Origin of the sequence: Aeromonas sp. S12(2024), assembly GCF_041402305.1 — a bacterium.
In the GTDB taxonomy this organism is placed as follows: domain Bacteria; phylum Pseudomonadota; class Gammaproteobacteria; order Enterobacterales; family Aeromonadaceae; genus Aeromonas; species Aeromonas veronii.
Genome location: NZ_JBGLRB010000002.1, coordinates 173,905 through 192,101 on the forward strand (window position 1 = coordinate 173,905; position 18,197 = coordinate 192,101).

The 18,197-nt window shown below is 59.2% G+C and carries 16 protein-coding genes; 10 read left to right on the plus strand and 6 right to left on the minus strand.

Going from position 1 to position 18,197, the window contains the following annotated elements:
• Positions 1-8 precede the first annotated feature (8 nt).
• The 8 genes from purF (at position 9) to ACB035_RS02770 (ending at position 7,645) form a co-directional block, all read left to right on the plus strand.
• Positions 9-1,529: an amidophosphoribosyltransferase gene (gene purF, locus ACB035_RS02735; RefSeq protein ID WP_371166609.1), complete on the plus strand. Its 1,521-nt coding sequence runs from the start codon at positions 9-11 to the stop codon at positions 1,527-1,529.
• 205 nt (positions 1,530-1,734) lie between these two features.
• On the plus strand, positions 1,735-2,493 hold the full coding sequence (locus tag ACB035_RS02740) for a tRNA-(ms[2]io[6]A)-hydroxylase (protein WP_005346385.1): 759 nt from the start codon (positions 1,735-1,737) through the stop codon (positions 2,491-2,493).
• 303 nt (positions 2,494-2,796) lie between these two features.
• Positions 2,797-3,441: an adenylate kinase gene (gene adk / locus ACB035_RS02745; protein WP_005337083.1), complete on the plus strand. Its 645-nt coding sequence runs from the start codon at positions 2,797-2,799 to the stop codon at positions 3,439-3,441.
• 98 nt (positions 3,442-3,539) lie between these two features.
• Positions 3,540-4,514 (plus strand): ferrochelatase, encoded by a 975-nt coding sequence (hemH, locus tag ACB035_RS02750; protein WP_180349309.1) that lies wholly within the window; start codon positions 3,540-3,542, stop codon positions 4,512-4,514.
• Between the two features lie 34 nt (positions 4,515-4,548).
• Positions 4,549-4,941, plus strand: a complete 393-nt coding sequence (locus tag ACB035_RS02755) for an MAPEG family protein (RefSeq protein WP_371166610.1) — start codon at positions 4,549-4,551, stop codon at positions 4,939-4,941.
• A 186-nt stretch (positions 4,942-5,127) separates the two neighbouring features.
• A complete protein-coding gene (locus ACB035_RS02760) occupies positions 5,128-6,432 on the plus strand; it encodes an inosine/guanosine kinase (protein ID WP_019445536.1) in 1,305 nt (434 codons plus the stop codon).
• Between the two features lie 180 nt (positions 6,433-6,612).
• Entirely contained in the window at positions 6,613-6,975 is a 363-nt protein-coding gene (locus ACB035_RS02765) for a DUF2750 domain-containing protein (RefSeq protein WP_005337077.1), read from the plus strand.
• A gap of 175 nt (positions 6,976-7,150) precedes the next feature.
• Positions 7,151-7,645, plus strand: a complete 495-nt coding sequence (locus ACB035_RS02770) for a hypothetical protein (protein WP_371166611.1) — start codon at positions 7,151-7,153, stop codon at positions 7,643-7,645.
• Here the strand turns inward: ACB035_RS02770 and ACB035_RS02775 are convergent.
• Positions 7,608-9,248: an EAL domain-containing protein gene (locus tag ACB035_RS02775; protein ID WP_201946922.1), complete on the minus strand. Its 1,641-nt coding sequence runs from the start codon at positions 9,246-9,248 to the stop codon at positions 7,608-7,610. The two genes, ACB035_RS02770 and ACB035_RS02775, sit on opposite strands and share 38 nt — an antisense overlap.
• A 189-nt stretch (positions 9,249-9,437) precedes the next feature.
• On the opposite strand from ACB035_RS02775, the gene glgC reads away from it, so the two are divergent.
• Positions 9,438-10,712, plus strand: a complete 1,275-nt coding sequence (gene glgC, locus ACB035_RS02780) for a glucose-1-phosphate adenylyltransferase (RefSeq protein ID WP_005337070.1) — start codon at positions 9,438-9,440, stop codon at positions 10,710-10,712.
• 84 nt (positions 10,713-10,796) lie between these two features.
• Here glgC and ACB035_RS02785 read toward each other — a convergent pair whose 3' ends face one another.
• Together ACB035_RS02785 and ACB035_RS02790 are read right to left on the minus strand one after the other, a co-directional pair.
• Positions 10,797-12,794, minus strand: coding sequence for a hypothetical protein (locus ACB035_RS02785; protein ID WP_371166612.1), 1,998 nt, complete (start codon positions 12,792-12,794; stop codon positions 10,797-10,799).
• A gap of 195 nt (positions 12,795-12,989) precedes the next feature.
• A complete protein-coding gene (locus tag ACB035_RS02790; RefSeq protein WP_042055713.1) occupies positions 12,990-13,541 on the minus strand; it encodes a lipoprotein in 552 nt (183 codons plus the stop codon).
• 241 nt (positions 13,542-13,782) lie between these two features.
• Here ACB035_RS02790 and ACB035_RS02795 point away from each other — a divergent pair, with 241 nt between their 5' ends.
• Positions 13,783-14,553 carry a hypothetical protein gene (locus tag ACB035_RS02795; RefSeq protein ID WP_371166613.1) on the plus strand — a complete coding sequence of 257 codons (771 nt, stop codon included), beginning with the start codon at positions 13,783-13,785 and terminating at the stop codon, positions 14,551-14,553.
• A gap of 12 nt (positions 14,554-14,565) precedes the next feature.
• On the opposite strand, the gene ACB035_RS02800 is transcribed toward ACB035_RS02795, so the two are convergent.
• From ACB035_RS02800 to ACB035_RS02810, 3 genes are all read right to left on the minus strand, one after another.
• On the minus strand, positions 14,566-15,027 hold the full coding sequence (locus ACB035_RS02800; protein ID WP_371166614.1) for a DUF2919 domain-containing protein: 462 nt from the start codon (positions 15,025-15,027) through the stop codon (positions 14,566-14,568).
• A gap of 151 nt (positions 15,028-15,178) precedes the next feature.
• A complete protein-coding gene (corA, locus tag ACB035_RS02805; RefSeq protein ID WP_005337059.1) occupies positions 15,179-16,126 on the minus strand; it encodes a magnesium/cobalt transporter CorA in 948 nt (315 codons plus the stop codon).
• 293 nt (positions 16,127-16,419) lie between these two features.
• Entirely contained in the window at positions 16,420-18,063 is a 1,644-nt protein-coding gene (locus ACB035_RS02810; protein ID WP_371166615.1) for an electron transfer flavoprotein-ubiquinone oxidoreductase, read from the minus strand.
• Positions 18,064-18,197: the final 134 nt, after the last annotated feature.

Consider the following 18,197-nt stretch of genomic DNA (forward strand, 5'->3'; position numbering starts at 1 on the left):
GCAAAGACATGTGTGGTATTGTCGGTATAGTTGGCACCACCCCCGTCAATCAGGCCCTCTACGACGCCTTGACGGTGTTGCAGCACAGGGGACAGGATGCCGCCGGGATCGTGACCATTGATAGTGGAAACTTCCGGCAACGCAAGGCCAATGGCCTGGTGAAGGACGTGTTTGAAGTGCGCCACATGCAGCGTCTGCAAGGGAACATCGGCATAGGTCATGTCAGATACCCCACCGCAGGCAGCTCAAGTGCCGCTGAAGCCCAACCTTTTTATGTGAACTCGCCCTACGGCATGGTGCTGGCCCATAACGGCAACCTCACCAACGCCAAGGAGCTCAAGGAGCAGCAGTTCAAGGTCGCCCGCCGTCACATCAACACCACCTCCGACTCGGAAGTGTTGCTGAACGTGCTGGCCCACGAGCTGGATCGCTGTGACAAGATGGCCCTGCGCCCCGAAGATATCTTCGCTGCGGTGCGCAGAACCCATCAGCAGATCCGCGGTGCTTATGCGGTGGTCTCGCTGGTGATTGGCCATGGTCTCATCGGTTTTCGCGATCCCAACGGCATTCGCCCGCTGATCCTCGGTCGTCGTCAGGACGAGCTTGGCCAGGTGGAGTACATGCTCGCCTCCGAGAGCGTGGCACTCGACGCCATCGGTTTCGAGACGGTGCGGGATATTGCGCCGGGTGAAGCCATCTACATCACCGAGCAGGGTCAACTCTTCTCCGAGCAGTGTGCGGAGAACCCGCAGATGAGCTCCTGCATCTTCGAATACGTCTACTTCGCTCGTCCCGATTCGTGTATCGACAAGGTCTCGGTCTACGCCGCCCGCCTCAACATGGGTCGCAAGCTGGGTCAGAAGATTGCCCGCGAGTGGGAAGATCTCGACGTCGATGTGGTTATCCCCATCCCCGAGACCTCCTGTGACGTGGCGCTGGAGATCGCTCACACCCTGGAGCTGCCATACCGTCAGGGCTTCGTGAAGAACCGCTATATCGGCCGTACCTTCATCATGCCGGGACAGACCCAGCGCAAGAAGTCAGTGCGCCGCAAACTCAACGCCATCAGCTCCGAATTCAAGGGCAAGAAGGTGTTGCTGGTGGATGATTCCATCGTGCGTGGTACCACGTCCGAGCAGATCATCCAGATGGCCCGTGAAGCGGGGGCAGCCAAGGTCTACTTCGCCTCGGCAGCGCCGGAAATTCGCTTCCCCAACGTCTATGGCATCGACATGCCCACCGCCAACGAGCTGATCGCCCACGGCCGTGAAGTAGAAGAGGTTTGCAAGCTGATTGGCGCTGACGGTCTGATTTTCCAGGATCTGGAAGATCTGGAAGCCGCCGTACGGGAGATCAACCCGGATCTGCGTCACTTCGAGACCTCGGTCTTCAATGGCCACTACGTCACCTCCGACGTGGACCAGTCCTATCTGGATCACCTCAATGCCCTGCGCAACGATGACACCAAAGCGGTGCGTGAATGGCAGGAAGGCACCAGCAATCTGGAAATTTTTAACGAAGGAAGTTAAACGTTTGCGGTTTTGCCGGATGGGATAGCGAGATGGGGGCCAGTGGCCCCCATTGTCGTTTTTGCCTCGCACCGGCAGAAGGGGTAGGGGGTATCTGTTTGAAAAACATCCGTTTATCTTGCCGGATATGGGCATGGCCAGCGGGATCCGCTAGCATAGGCGGCAACATATATGATCGATACGCTTTTAAGAGACGAGAGTTCAGATGGATGACCTGCTAGCCCCAGTGCGCCAGTTTTTGCAGTGCGAGACCCCGGATGAGTGGGTGGAGATGGCGCGGGATCCGGCCCGTTTACCGACCCTGCTCATCGATCACGCCAACTGCGAGACCAAAGCCGCACTCACTGCCCACAGTCTGGTGCGCCGCTACTGCCTGCCCAAGGGCAAGCGCCATCTGCTGCCCAAGCTGGAGTTCTATCGCGAGCTGGATGCCATCCCGGAGAAGGCCGAGATCCTGGGCAAACGCAGCATGGGGGAGTCTGATCGCACCGTCTTTGCCGAGCTGGAGCGCAATCCGCTGCTGTTTCCCATGGTGCGACTTATTCAGGAGGAGCTGCACCACTTTGAGCAGGTGCTGGAGATCATGCAGGCCCGCGGCATCGAATACGGGCCGGTGACGGCCTCCCGCTATGCCCGCCAGTTGATGCAGCATGTGCGCACCCATGAGCCGGCCACCATAGTCGACAAGATGATCATCGGCGCCTATATCGAGGCCCGCTCCTGCGAGCGGTTTGCCAAGCTGGCACCCCATCTGGATGAAGAGCTGAGTCGCTTCTACGTCTCTTTGCTGCGCTCCGAGGCGCGTCACTATCAGGATTACCTGAGCTTGGCCGAACAGTACGCAGGGGAGGATATCAGCGAGCGGGTGGCCTTCTTTGGCAAGCTGGAAGCCGAGCTTATCTGCTCGCCGGATCCCCAGTTCCGGTTTCATAGCGGCCTGCCTGTCACATCTGACAGTTGTTGACGCACAGGGGGCAAACTACTATTGCCCTGTTCCTACTACGAGCGACAAGTAGTTACTTTTGAGCGCAATTCCCGGCCCTGAGCCGGGATCTTTTTTTCTGCCGTACCTCCTTCCTGCTTTTGGCGCTCTATGCTGAATCCCTGGCTATTTTTGCGTCTTCCCCTTGCGATGAAATCCTGTTCGATCAGCCGGTTATTGTGGTGATAAAGTGCTCATTCAGGTGGCTCACCCTTGTAGAAACGGGCGAAACCGTGTACTTTTTTGCCTTCGCAAGATTTGAATAACCAATCAATAGGAGCGTGTATGCGCATTGTTCTGTTGGGGGCTCCGGGCGCCGGCAAAGGTACCCAGGCTCAGTTCATCATGGAAAAACACGGTATTCCCCAGATCTCCACCGGCGACATGCTGCGTGCGGCGATCAAAGCGGGCACCGAGCTCGGTCTGAAAGCCAAAGCTGTGATGGACGCAGGTCAGCTGGTCTCTGACGACATCATCATCGGTCTGGTCAAAGAGCGAATCGCTCAGCCGGACTGCGCCAAAGGCTTCCTGTTGGACGGTTTCCCGCGCACCATTCCCCAGGCGCAAGCCATGAAGGACGCCGGTGTCGTGGTTGATTTCGTGCTGGAGTTCGATGTGCCGGACGAAGAGATCGTCAAGCGCATGAGCGGCCGTCGCGTTCACTCCGGCTCTGGCCGTACCTACCACGTGGTGTTCAACCCGCCGAAAGTGGAAGGCAAGGATGACGTGACCGGTGAAGATCTGGTGATCCGCGCCGACGACGAAGAGACCACAGTACGCAAGCGTCTGGATGTATATCATCAGCAGACCGCGCCGCTGATCGGTTTCTACGGCAAAGAGGCGGAAGCGGGCCACACCCGTTACGTCAAGATCGACGGCACCCAGCCGGTTGATCTGGTCAGCAAGCAGCTTGCCACCATTCTGGGCTGATCTTTGCTGCCGGCACTGTTTCCCGTGCCATCAGATAAATAAAGAGAAGGGCCCTGTCGGGCCCTTTTTGCATAATGACAGATAGACAGGAAGCCAACGTGACCACGAAAACCGGAATATTGCTGGTCAATCTGGGTACCCCAGCCGCACCGACCACCGCTGCCGTCAAAGCGTTCCTCAGCCAGTTCCTGCACGATCCCCGTGTGGTGGACCTGCCCCGTTACCTCTGGTGCCCGCTGCTCCATTTCATCATCTTGCCGACGCGCTCGCCCAAAGTGGCCAAGCTCTATCAGCAGGTGTGGACCGAGCAGGGCTCGCCGCTGATGGTGATCAGCAAGCAGCAGCGCGCCGCACTGGAGCAGGAGCTCAAGCGGGAGGGGGTTGAGGTGCCGGTGGAACTGGCGATGACCTATGGTTCCCCGTCAGTGAATGATGGCTGGCAGGCGCTCAAGGCCAAAGGGGTCAACCGGGTGATCCTGTTGCCGCTCTATCCGCAATATTCGGTCAGTACCACCGCCTCGGTCTTTGATGCCTGGGGCAAGGCAATGAAGAAAGAGCGCAATCTGCCAGTGGTACGGCTCATTCGTGATTATCACGCCCATCCCGAATACATTCAGGCGCTGGCCATGAGCGTGCGCCGTCACTGGGAGCAGCACGGTCAGGGTGATCACCTGCTGATGTCGTTCCACGGCATTCCCGAGCGCTACGAGAACGAAGGGGATCCCTATGGTCACCAGTGTCGCCATACCGCCAGCTTGCTGGCCGAGGCGCTCGGGCTGGAGGCCGGGCAGTGGACGGCCAGTTTCCAGTCCCGCTTTGGCAAGGAGGAGTGGCTCAAGCCCTACACAGACGTGACCATTGGCGGTATGCCTGCTGCGGGCATCAAGCGGCTCGATGTGATTTGCCCCGCCTTTGCGGCCGACTGCCTCGAAACCCTTGAGGAAATTCAGGTACAGAACCGGGAGATCTTCATGGAGGCCGGTGGCGAGCGGTTTGAATATATTCCGGCCCTCAACAGCGATCAGGCCCATATCAGGATGATGGTCTCGCTCATTTGCCGCGAATTGGCATGAGTGACCGGCAGTCAGTCAAACAAGGAGTCGAGTCATGGTACATATCACGCTGATCTACGCAGGCCTGCTTGGACTGCTGTTTCTGGGGCTCTCCTTCTGGGTGGTCAGACGCCGCGCCCAGTTCGGGGTGATGATAGGGCAGGGGGAAGCCCCCGAGCTGCTGGCGGCGATCCGGGCCCACGGCAATTTTGCCGAGTATGTGCCGCTGACCCTGCTGCTGATGGCGCTGTGCGAGCTCTCCGGTGCCGGTGCGCTCTGGCTGCATGTGGGTGGCGCCATGCTACTGGTTGGCCGCATCCTGCATGCCATCGGCATCCAGATCCCCAAAGCCCCCAATGTGCCCCGTTTTCTGGGCACCTTGCTGTTCTGGCTCGCCCTCGGCCTCTTCTCGCTACTGGCTCTGTTGCAGGGCATGGCGGCCGCCTGAAAACCGGCGCTTTTTTATGCTATGGAGCCACCCCGGACGGGGTGGTTTTTTTATGGTAAAAAGGCAAACGTTTTTCCTTGCAAGCCTTGTCTATACTGACTCCATTATTTAAACAGGGCGACTTTTCGGGGCGGCGGATTGTGTTAAAATCCCGCCCCTCTTTCCCCCAGAGCACAGAACATTGCCATGAAATTTCCCGGTCAGCGCAAGTCCAAACACTACTTCCCTGTCGACAGACGCGATCCCCTGGTTCCGCAAAATCCCCTGTTAACCGAGCTGGGCAAAGCCTACGTGGTCGGGATTGATCAGACCCTCGTTGATATCGAAGCCCATGTGGATGAAGACTTTCTGACCCGTTATGGTCTGAGCAAGGGGCACTCCGTCGTCATCAGTGATGATGTAGCCGAACGGATTTATGACGAGCTCAAGGCCAACAACATGGTGGTGAGCGAGTTTGCCGGTGGCACCATCGGCAACACGGTACACAACTACTCGGTACTGGCCGACTCCCACTCCATCCTGCTGGGTGTGATGAGTCAGGATATTCGCATCGGATGCTACGCCTACCGTTATCTGTGCAACACCTCTTCCCGCGTCAATCTGGACTATCTGCAGCCGGTTGATGGCCCTATCGGCCGTTGCTTCACCTTCATCACCGAGTGCGGCGAGCGCAGCTTCGGCATCAACGCCGGCAAGATGAACCAGCTGGATGTGCAGCACATTCCGGAGGATGTGATCAAGGGGGCGTCTGCCCTGGTGATCACCGCCTATCTGGTGCGTGGTGACGATGGTGACCCGATGAAAGAGGCGGCCATGACCGCGGTGCGTTATGCCCGTGAGGCCGGTATTCCCGTGGTGCTGACCCTGGGCACCCGTTTCGTCATCGACGAAAACCCCCAGTGGTGGCGCGACTTCATTGCCGAGAACGTGACCGTGCTGGCGATGAACGAAGACGAAGGTGAAGCCCTGACCGGTATCGCTGATCCGCTCGGTGCGGCCGACAAGGCGCTCGACTGGGCCGACATGGTGCTCTGTACTGCTGGCCCCATCGGCCTCTACATGGCAAGCTACACCGATGAGGACTACAAGCGCGAGACCACTCATACCCTGTTGCCGGGCGTCATCCCCGAGTTCAACATGTATGAGTTCAGCCGCCCGATGGCCCGCGCCAAGTGCCGCAAACCGGCCCGCATCTACTCCCACATCTCCCCGTACATGGGTGGCCCGGAGAAGATCAAGAACACCAACGGGGCAGGGGATGGTGCCCTTTCCGCCGTGCTGCACGACATGGTGGCTAACTCCTATCACCGGATGAATGTGCCCAACTCCGCCAAGCACATCTCCGAGTTCCTGACTTACTCCTCACTGGCCCAAGTGTGCAAATACGCCAACCGAGTCAGCTACGAGGTGTTGGCCCAGAGCAGTCCCCGTCTCTCCCGCGGTTTGCCGGAGAAAGAGGACAGCCTGGAAGAGGTTTACTGGGAGCGTTGATCTCCTGAATCTGCAAGACGCCTCCATCGGGAGGCGTTTTTGCAGGCAAATGGGAGTTATCTCGGCTTTTTCCCCGGAATAACCCCAATATGCTTGAGTCCATGTCACTTTTACGACACCATTTGGCCATCGTATTGTCGCCCGACAATGCCGCAGCACCCGAAAGAAAGAGAGAATCCCATGAGCATGCTTAACGACAACCTTGACGCCAATTTCCAACTGTTTATCGAACAAGTCCGCGAGTCGGGTCAGGTGTGGGGCCTGCGCTATGGGGAAGACTGGGTCGTCTGCCGCTCCGCCGAATTTGAAGATGCCGACGTGATGCCGCTCTGGTCTGCCGAAGAGGACGCCCGTCTGCACTGCGTCGACGAGTGGGCCGATTACGAGCCGGAAGTGATCGATCTGGAAGAGTTTCTCGATATCTGGATCAACGATCTGGATGAAGACGATGTATTGGTCGGCCCGAACTGGAACGCCGATCTGGAAGGCCAGGAGCTCGAACCCATCGAGCTGGCCAAGGCACTGGTTGAACTGGACGCCTGAAAGCGCCTCCATTGATGGCCTGAACACACAGGCCATCGGGACAAAGACCGGCCTCCGTGAGGGTGCCGGTCTTTTTTATGGTCGAATGGCCCGATTGATGAGTTAAAAGCCGATTTGCCTTTGCACCTGTCAGGGGGATGGTCCATCATCAACCTTTTGCCAAGGGAGGAGCGCCATGTTTGTATTCGACGTAACGGGAGCTGCGGGTGAGAAGGCCAGCATTCGGGTGCAGGCGCTGGATTGGGCGCAAGCCGGGCCAGTGACCTTCCAGTGCGATGATGATCAGCTGGCTGTCGTGCTCCTGAACGGTTGTCGTTGCGATGCGGTGGGCTTTTTCAACCTGTTGGCGGGGTGCAAACCGCTCTATATCGAGCAGTGGCTCAGCTATCTGCAAGAGAGCGGCCGTATTGCTAAGTGGAGCCACCAGACCGAGAGTCCCGCCGATGGGGACTATCTGGCCAGAGCCGGTCTGGAGCACGATGAACTCAATACCCTGCTCGGCCAGGTCTATCAGGTGGCGGGGTTCAATCGCCTGCAAATCAACCGTTACCTCAAGAACCGCCACAACCCCACCACGCTGGCGACCCGTTACGATCAGAAAGAGCTGGAGCGCTATCGCCAGCTCAATGACATCATTCTGACCCTTTTGAAGCTGAAGCATCCTCAGTAAAGAGCCCCAGCTGGCTGATATCCGGTCGCAGCGGTTGCGGCCGGGCGATCAGATAGCCCTGCAAACCATCCACGTACATCCCCTGCAGCAGCTGTTTCTGGCCAAGCTGTTCTACCCCCTCTGCAATGACCTGACACCCCATCCGATGTGATACATCGACGATCATCCGCACGAACTGCTGGTTGGTCTGATCCTGCTCCAGTCCGGTGATCAGGGCTGGGTCCAGCTTGATGTAGTCGGGCTTGAGCTCGCGAAACAGGGTAAAGGAGCCGATCCCCTTGCCGAAATTGGCGATGGCCGAGCGGCTGCCGTTGCGGCGCAGCAGTTCAAACACCCGCTTGGCACCGGTCAGGTTGCGTTCCAGATGCTCTTCATCCAGTTCGAACACCAGATTGGCACTGGTATTGGGATCTTTGAGCAGCTGGCGGTCAAGCCAGATCAGGAAGGCGCTGTTTTGCAGCAGGTTGGGGGAGAGGTTGATCCCCCAGCGACTCTGGTTGGCACCAAAGGCCCGGTACTGGCGCATGATGTGGGTAATGACCAGCTGCTCCAGCCGCATCACCATATCCAGCCGCTGGGCCATGGCAAACAGGGTGTCGGTGGGCAGGGCGGTGCCGTCATTGCCGCTGAAACGGGTGTAGATCTCGTTGTAGGCCTGCATGCTGCGGTGCAGGGGCTGGATCGGCTGATAGGTAAAGCTGAGGCGCTCCTGTGCCAGCACTTCGGTCAGCACGTCGCGCCAGTGGTGTTGGCCCTGCAGATCGGAGGCACTGTCATCCTGCTGGATGGCCCAGCCGTTGATGGTTTCGGTCTGGGCGCGAGCCAGCGCCAGATCCGCTCTGGCCAGCACGGCTTCAATTTTCTGGCCGCTGCTGAGCTTGGTCAGCCCCGAGTAACCGGTGCTTTCCAGCTCGTGCTGATCCTGATAGTGATCGAAGGCCACCTTCAAATCCTGCCCCAGCAGATGGGGAGGAATATTGGCCACCGGTTGCACCAGCACGGCGAAATCGGCCCCCGAAATGCGGTAGACCTGATTGCCTGGGAAGCGGCTTACCACCCGCTTGATAAGGGCCGCCATGTCCTTGATGTAGGCATCACCAGACTGGAATCCGCGCTGGGCGTTGATCTTGCCAAGCTCGGTGGCACGGATCAGCACCAGGGTCGCGGTCTGGGTGTCCTGATCCCGCTGCAGCAACTCGGTCATGTCGCGGCGAAATGCATGACGATTGAGTAGCTGGGTCAGCTCATCGGTGGTAGCCAGGTTGCTGAGCTCGGTCAGCTGGCGATGAGCGCTCTGCTCGGCACTTTCGAACTGCTCCAGCAGCTGTTGCAGTACCTCCTGGGAGGCGGGCTCATCGAGTTGTGAGGGATCCCGCCCTCTGATCGCCTTGACCCAGGTGAGCTCCTGATGCTGGAGCATGCCATCCATGGTGCGTATGGCCAGCATCAACAGCAGGATCATGCCAAGCAGTGTGGTGGCCAGAATAATGGCCAAAGTGAGCGGTGTGCTCTGAAGGGCCAACCAAACTGCTTGCAGGAGCAGCAGGGGTATGGTCACTATGGTGGCGATCAGAAAGAGGGTACGTCCGAGCTTGTGAACCATCTTGTCATCCTTGAAGTGGCTGCTTTGTGGGGGAATTTTAACCAAGCTGGTGGAGCAAAGCATGCTATTCCTCGCAACTCGGTGAAAAGGGTCAATTGAGATCGGTTAAATGTGAGTGAAACCACTTTCACAGGTGCCGAAACAGGCGAAGATGAGTTGAAAATAGATCAAACAAGGCAGAGGTAAATCATGTTGTTAGAGCCCGAAAATAGTGCCAAAGCACGACAATTATTGAACCAGAGTATGGCACTGGTGCTGGCGGGTGGACGTGGTAGTCGCCTGAAGCAGTTGACTGACAACCGCGCCAAGCCTGCCGTCCATTTCGGTGGCAAATTCCGGATCATTGATTTTGTGCTCTCCAACTGTATCAACTCGGGGATCCGCCGAGTTGGTGTAGTCACCCAATACAAATCTCACAGCCTGCTGCGTCACCTGCAATCGGGCTGGTCCTTCCTGCGTTACCAGATGAACGAATTCATCGACCTGCTCCCTGCCCAGCAACGGGTGGACGAGGTGCACTGGTATCGCGGCACCGCCGATGCCATCTATCAGAACGTCGATATCATCCGTGACTACGGCCCCAAATACCTGGTGGTGCTGGCGGGGGATCACATCTACAAGATGGATTACGCCGCCATGCTGCTCGACCATGTGCGCCTTGGCGCCAAGGTGACGGTGGCTTGTATCGAGGTGCCGCGGGCCGAGGCATCCGCCTTCGGGATCATGGATATCGACGAGCAGCGCAAGATCCGCGCCTTCGTCGAAAAACCGGCCAATCCGCCCGCCATGCCAGGTTGCGAAGATCGCTCGCTGGCCTCCATGGGGATCTATATCTTCGAGGCGGAGTACCTCTATCAACTGCTGGAGGAGGATATTCACAATCAGGACTCCAAACACGACTTCGGGATGGATGTGATCCCCCGCATCGTGGAGGAGGGGATGGCATTTGCTCACCCTTTCAACATGTCCTGTGTCGGGGCACGCGAGGGGCAAAAGCCCTACTGGCGTGACGTGGGTACGCTGGACTCCTTCTGGGAAGCGAACATGGATCTCGCCTCCGTGCTGCCCGAGCTCGACATCTACGATCAGAACTGGCCCATCTGGACCAGCCAGACCCTGACGCCACCGGCCAAGTTCGTGCAGGATCGCAATGGTCAGCATGGCATGACCATCAACTCCATGTTCTCGGGCGGCACCATCGTCAGCGGGTCGTTTGTGCTCAACTCGGTGCTCTTTACCAATGTGCGTGTGCACTCCTTCTGCACCCTGGATCAGGCCATCATCTTCCCCGGGGTCGAGATTGGCGCCGGTTGCCGTCTGCGCCGGGTGGTGGTGGACAAGGGATGTGTGCTGCCCGATGGGCTGGTGGTGGGCGAGAATGCCGATGAGGATAGCCGCCGCTTCTACCGCTCCGAGCAGGGGATTGTGCTGGTGACAAAGGAGATGCTGGACAAGCTGGTTTGAGGAAAGCCCTTGAAACTGTGTCAGACGCTGTAATGCAAAGGGAGCCAATTTGGCTCCCTTTTTCATGCTGGTGAATGGCGAGGATTATTCGCTAACCACCGCTTTGGCGGCCATCACCATGGCGGTGCCGTGCTTGCCACCGGCGGCGGTCACTTGCGGTACGCCATCTTCATCGGTGTCGCTGCCGGCACCTTCGATGATGTTCTCGCCGGAGTCACCGATCCACTCGGCCATCTGCATGCCACCATTGACGGTGCCACGGAACCAGCTGACGTACTGACCGGTCAGCTTGGCCAGCTCCAGCTCGGGCGCCTTCTCGGCCCCTTCGTTGCGCAGGTTCAGCATGGCAGAGCGCAGGGCGCCGGAGATGGCAGCCTGGGTCCAGGGGGTGTATTCACCCTGTTTACCCGCCAGCCAGGTGCCCGCCTTGGCATTGAAGTAGGCCTTGTCGGTGGCGATGAACAGCTCGCGGGCAGCGGTGCGGTACTTGGCATCGGAGGTAGCGAGGAACGCGGCAGTCAGACCACGGATGGCGGCGAACTGTGCATCGATGGAGTGGCCGGCATCGAGCTTGCCACCCAGGGTGATGCCGTCATGCACCAGACCATTTTTGCCCTTGAGGTTGGCAAGGATGAAATCGGCCTGTTTGCGGATAAGCTCAAGCGCCTGCTGACCCTGCTGGGTCTTGAGGTTCAGCTCGCCATTGTCACCGGCGGCGTAGCCGACCGGCAGCGCATCTTGAGCGCGCTGGAAGATCTGCAGGGCGACCAGTGCGTAAGCAGCGTCAAAGGTGGTGACGTGCTTACCCTGTTTGCCTGCCTGCCAGCTGTCGACCAGGGTGCCAGCCTTGGTATCAAAGTGCAGGGCCGCCAGGTTCTTGAAGGTGAGGTTGGAGAGATTGATCGCCAGCGAGAAGGCATCGCTGCCCGCGACCGCTTTGCCCAGGTCATTGGTCTTGTTGGCAGCCGGTGCGGCGGCAAACGGCGCACCGTCAAACACGGCGTGGAAGGCCGGGTTCTGGTTGGTGTTGGCGCTGCGCTGATCGCTGAAGGCATAGAACTCGGAGAGCGGCCACAGCATCATCCAGGCATCGCGCAGCTGGGCGGAGCCATCCACCACCTCCAGCTTGCCGATGGCACCGGCATCGTTGTTGCTGGTTTCGGTCACTTTCACCTGATGGGGGAAGTAAATCACGCCCTTGGCCGGATCGTACTGCGGGGTGATTTTGGCGCCCAGTTGCTTGCCATCGAAGCCGAGCTGGTTCTGCATGATGGCCAGCTTGTCGATGGATTGCTCGGTCAGCATCATGCCGTTGAAGCCATCGGCGGCAGAGACGCCCAGCTTGTGCTTGCCATCCTGATCCATGGTGGCGGAGGCGGCTTCTACCTCTTCATCGGTCTCGGCCACGTGCATGCCGCCGAGGAAGTCTTGCGACCACATCACCTCTTTGAGCAGGATGCCGCCCACCGCTGCGGGCACCAGCAGGTTGTCGCTGCCGCTCCAGCGCAGGGTGCTGTAGTCGCGGAAGTAGGCGGGCACCTGGGTCTTGACGGTTTTCTCGGTCCCTTTGGCGGTCTTGATGGTGATCTGGTCGCCATTGACCGGGGTGGCGTTGACGGCCTGGGCAAACTCCGGATTGGCGGAGGCGTAGGGCAGGGAGAGGGGATACATGCCCTGCGGCACTTCATCCGCCGGGAAACCAACGGCATCGGCCATGGCCAGCACTCGTTGCCCCAGAGAGGCCATGGTGCCACCACGAGCTAGGTTTTGCGGCCCGTTCACCAGATGCGGGCCCATGCCGGATTGGTAGTTGAGGGCGTACATCGCCTCTTCGGAGTATTCGTAGGATTCGATGCCGGCAGCGAAGTCGAACGGGGTCGGCTCATCGGCACGGTTGGCATCCAGCACATCCAGATCCAGCCCCAGCGCTTCGGCCAGTGGCTCACCGGAGAGCTCGAATTCGGTATAGGCCAGCATGTTGGCAGCGGTATTGAATGTCTTGTCTTCGACTTTGACGGCTGCGTGTGCGGCGCCGCTGATCAGTGCGCAGGCGATCGCCTGAACCAGTACGGTTTTTCTCATGTCCCTTCTCACCATTGGTTTTATTATTGACGCTTCTCATGACGAATCTAAATGAGAATGGTCTGCATTATGCTGTGTTGCAGGGGACTTGAGAAGTAAAAAACCGCCCCATTCGGCTGCACGTTAAACCGGATGTGCGCTGTCGAATAGGACGGTTATCTGTTGAGCGCGCTGAAAGTGCCAGCGCTGCGGGGATCAGAGCAGCTTGAACGGGATGACCAGACGGCCCGGCTCTACCTTGAGGGCTTCGACCTTCTCCTTGATCCTGGCTTCGTTCTTGCGGCTGCTGTCGAGTCGGTAGACCGGCGTCTGCGACAGGAACAGGGAGAGCGACTGATTGAAGGTGGGCAGCAGCGGGGTGAGGGCAGCCCCGATATCGGCCGGCTCGGTCTTGACCGAGAGAAGCTCAAGATCGCGCAGATAGATGGCACCCTGATCGGCCACATAGTCCGGGCGTGCGCTCAAAGCAAAGCGGATCTTCATCTGCTGGCTGCCAAGGGGGCTGCTCACCTGCAGATCGCCAGCGGCGTCCAGCTCGATGCGATCTGCTTGTTTGCGGCCGATACGGCTCTGCATCTCATCCAGACGGATCTTGCTCGACATGATGCCGGGGATCCCCAGCTGTTTTTCAAAAGAGACCTGATCTTTGAGGTACTGGTTGATTTCGGCCTCGCTGACGTTGTACTGGGTCAGGGAGCAGGCCCCCAGCAGCAGGGCGAGGGGGAGTAACAACAGCTGTTTCAACATGATGGATTCCGCTTGGGCAACTATGATGGCGCTATCTTACGCGATAACGGGCGTGGAATGAGAGCCTCATACCCTGGGAAATCACGGACTTGCTGCATTCCCGATTGTTTTTTGGCAACCGCCGGGTTCATCATCGACGAGTGAGCGGAATAAGGTAGAGCTGTTTGCTGCGGGTGTGGGTCTACGCCTGAGCAGAGAGAGAACAGAGAGCGAGAAGAGCACAGAGAACGAGGAGATCGCAATGGTTCGGATGGGCAAGGTTGGTCGCAGGGCGCTGCTGTGGCTTGGCTGCATGATGGGGATCTGGAGCCCGTCGCTGTGGGCCGAGGTGAAGGTGATCCCGGTCTTCGAGGCGCAGGCGGCGGTGCAGACCCTCAAGGAGATCTATCCCCAGCTTGGGGTGAGTGCCATGGGTAACCAGCTGGTGCTGAGCGGGACGCCAGCCCAGCTGCAGGAGGCCGAAGCCACGCTGGCGCAGATCAACCAGCCACCGCAAAGCCTGCTTATCGAGTGGCGGGTAGAGGGGGCCGCCAGCGGTCAGCAACTGGGAGGCTCAATCAGTCGCGACGAGGTCAAGCGGCAGTGGTTGCTCGATGGCAACGCCCAGCAGTACCAGCGCAGCCAAAACGACAGCTGGCAGGTGCGGGGGCTGTCGGGTCGTCCCGTGCTGCTGCAGATGGGCTCCTATCAGCCGGTCACCTTCTATCAGTGGAACGGGGGCGCAGTGGTGGGGATGATGCCGCTGGTGAACGGCCTCTATGCCACGGCCACCTTGATTGGCGATCGGGTGCAGATTGTGCTGAGCAGCGAACAGGCGAGGCTGGATCAGGGCACCATCAATCGTGGGCAGAGTGCCACCGAGGTGAGCGGGGCCCCAGGCCAGTGGCTGAAGGTGGGAGAGCTTTCGACCAGCTCAGCGGATCAGGGGAGTAGCCTCGGCACCCAGCTACAGGGCGGGCGAGGCAGCCAGAGCGAGCGCCAGACCCTGCAGATCCGGGTCACTCGTCAATAGGTGTCAGCCCCGTCAGTGGGGCTGATCTGCGGCATATTCCCGTAGCTGGCGACTGCGCAGCAGGTACCAGAGCGCCCAGAGGCTGGCGACCAGCACCAGTGCGGTGGGCCAGCTGAATAACCATTTCTGCAGATTGAGGCTGTGCAGTTGCATCAGCAGACCGCTGACGGCAGAGCAGAGCAGCAGCAGCGGGCTGTGGCGCCGGAGTCTGGCGCGAATGCTTTGGGTCTGCTGATAGGTGCCCCCGCAGGCGAGCAACGCCAGCATGGCGGGTACGTCGGTCAGCAGGCTGATGTAGAGGGTGATCTTGTCCGGATAAAAGAGGGTCAGGATCTCGCTGCCGCTCTCGCGGGTCACTCCCGCCATCAGAAAGAGCCAGACCGAGCGGGTCAGCAACAGGGCGATGGGCCAGAACCAGAGGGGCGGGCGCAACTGGCCGTGATCGTCATATCGGTGTTCGGGGTAGAGGGTCATGGTTGCCCGTTATCCACTTGAATTGAGTGATGAAGGGGATATGGGGCGACGAAGCGTCCTTTGCAAGGCGTTGGGTGTGGCGCAAATTAATCGGGGGGCCATGCCCCCCAATCCGTTTCTTCAGACATCGCAGCGCGCGTCGGCGGCGGCGTTACAGCCAGCCTTTGCGCTTGAAGAAGAGGCCGGTGCCGAGCGATGACATCACCATCAGCACCAGTGACATGGGATAACCATACTCCCAGGCGAGCTCCGGCATGCGGCCGAAGTTCATGCCGTAGATACTGGCGATCAGGGTCGGCGGCAGGAAGATCACGGCGGCTACCGAGAAGATCTTGATCACCTTGTTCTGCTCCAGATTGGTCACCCCCATGGAGGCCTCCAGCTGGAAGTTGATCTTGTCGAACAGGAACTGGGTGTGGGGCAGCAGTGACTCCACGTCGTGCAGCATCTCGTCGATCCACTTGTTCTGCTCAAGGCTCATGCGCTGGCGCAGGCTGCGCTTGAGGAAGCGCAAGGCGCGACGGGTATCATGCAGGGAGAGACGGATCTGGCCGTTGGCCTCTTCCTGTGCCATCAACTCCTTGAGCATGGGGTTGATCTGATCCGGCTCGAAGATCTGATCGGCGGTGTTTTCCAAGGTCTTGTAACCATCTTCGATAAGGTCGGAGAGGTACTCCACCTTAAGGTTTTGCACTTCCAGCAGGATGTCGAGGGCATCCTCCACCTCCAGCCGATCCTGGCGCATATAATGGCGCAGCAGGCGCACCAGCCCGATGTCATCTTCACGAATGCTGATCAGCAGGTTGTTGCGCAGGGTAAAGGAGACGTGGACACCCTTGGTGTCACGACCGATCCGCTGGGGAAACAGGGAGTGAATGTGCAGACCATCGGTATCCCAGTAAAAACGGGCGGATGCTTCGATGTCGTCGAGCTCTTCCTTGTCGGGGACCTCTTCCAGGAACAGGCCCGTCAACCATTCTCGCTCTGCCGTGTCCGGCTTGTAGGCATCCAGCCAGACCGTGTTGTCAGGTACTATGTCGTCAGGCCCGAGCGTGACTATGTCCAGCACCTTGTTGTTGAGAATGTAGGCGGTGATCATCTGTCCCCCCTTAAAAAGTCATGGGTAATCAGGGATGGTTGCACAGGTCATGCGGCCTTAGATCGCTGCAGAAGGCGATCCCGTGGATAAGCAGATCGGGCCGATGGAAAACCTGAATGCGGCGAACTATACAGGGGCGGGCCGCGCTTGTCAGGGGCTATTCATCAGGGATTCAGCTTGTTTGTTCAAAAAAACAGCGAGGTCGGATCACCTGAGTGGCTATGCGGGGTAGAACCCAGCCTTTGGTTGGGGGAGGGCTAGCTGGGGCTGCTTGTTGCCGCTGCCCCGCTTCATCACATATTCGGATAATTAGGCCCGGAGCCCCCCTGTGGCGGCGTCCAGACGATGTTTTGACTGGGGTCCTTGATATCGCAGGTTTTGCAGTGGATGCAGTTGGCTGCGTTGATCTGCAGTTTGGCCGCGCCTTCCATTTCAAGCACTTCAAACACCCCTGCCGGGCAGTAGCGTTGGGCGGGTTCGGCCCAGGTGGGCAGATTGACCTCGACCGGAATGCGCTCGTCCTGCAGCTTGAGGTGGCAAGGCTGATCCTCGTCGTGACTGGTGTTGGCCAGATACACAGACGAGAGCTTGTCAAAGCTCAGTCTGCCATCGGGTTTGGGGTAATGGATGGGCTCGCAGCGGCTGGCCACGCGCAGCTGACGATAATCGTGAGCCTTATCGAGCAGTTTGAAGGGCGAGTTTGCGCCAAACAGCCGTTGCTCCAGCCAGTTGAAGGCACCGCCCAACCAGGGACCATAGCGATGAAGAGCCGCGCCGAAGTTGCGCGCCGCCTTGAGTTCGCGGGCCAGCCAGCTCTGGTGCAGCTCGTCACCATACTGGGCCAGATCCCGTCCACCCTCATCGCCCCCCCGCAGGGCCATCGCGACGGTTTTTGCCGCCAGCATGCCGGACTTCATGGCGGTGTGGATCCCCTTGATGCGGGAAAAGTCGAGGGTGCCCGCATCACAACCGATCAGCAGGCCGCCCGGGAAGTGCATGCGGGGCAGGGCGTGCCAGCCCCCCTTGGTGATGGCGCGGGCGCCATAGCTGATGCGCTCCCCATCTTGCAACACGCCAGCGATAAGTGGGTGATGCTTGAGGCGCTGGAATTCGTCGAACGGGCTGAGCCAGGGATTCTGGTAGTTGAGATCGACAATCAGCCCGACTGCCACCTGATCCCCCTCCATGTGATAGAGATAGAAACCGCCGTGGCTATTGCCGCCCCCCTGCTTGCCAAGGGGCCAGCCACTGCCGTGCAGCACCTGTCCCGCTTTGCCTTGGCCAGCAGGCAGTTGCCACAGCTCCTTGAAGCCGATGGCATAGTGCTGGGGCTGGGCAGGGCTTGCCAGGTTGAAGTCGGCGATCAGCTGCTTGCCGAGATGGCCGCGGGCCCCCTCGGCAAAGAGGGTGTAGCGGCCGAGCAGCGCCATGCCGGGCACATGATCTGCTTTCGGATTGCCCGCCCGATCCAGCCCCAGATCGCCGGTGATGACCCCCTTGACCCGGCCCGCGTCCATGATAAGTTCGCTGGCGGTAAACCCTGGGTAAATTTCGACTCCCAGTTTTTCCGCCTGTTGGCCAAGCCAGCGGCAGAGATTGCCGAGGCTGATGATGTGGCAACCCTCATTGTGCATCCGGGGCGGCACCGCCCAAGCGGGGAGTTGCAGGGAGCGTTGCTCGCTTTGCAGCAGATGAACCTGATCGTCGCTGACCGGCACGCCGAGCGGCGCTTGCTGCCAGCAATCCGGCAGCAGCTCTTGCAAGGCGACGGGATCAAACAGGGCGCCGGAGAGCAGATGGGCGCCAATTTCCGCTCCCTTCTCCAGCAGACAGACAGAGAGAGTGGCATCCTGCTGTTTCAGGGCGATGGCTGCACTGAGCCCCGCCGGACCGCCGCCGACGATGACGACATCAAATTCCATTGCTTCCCGTTCCATCTTGCCTCTGCGCTCTGGTTGGCCTAGGGTAATGCTGGTAGTTTACGTAAACGTAAAGTGGTTGTAAGCAAAACTGAGCAAGAAAAAGCAAAAAATCAGGGAAGAGCGTATTGCAACAAACGCAGAGGCACACT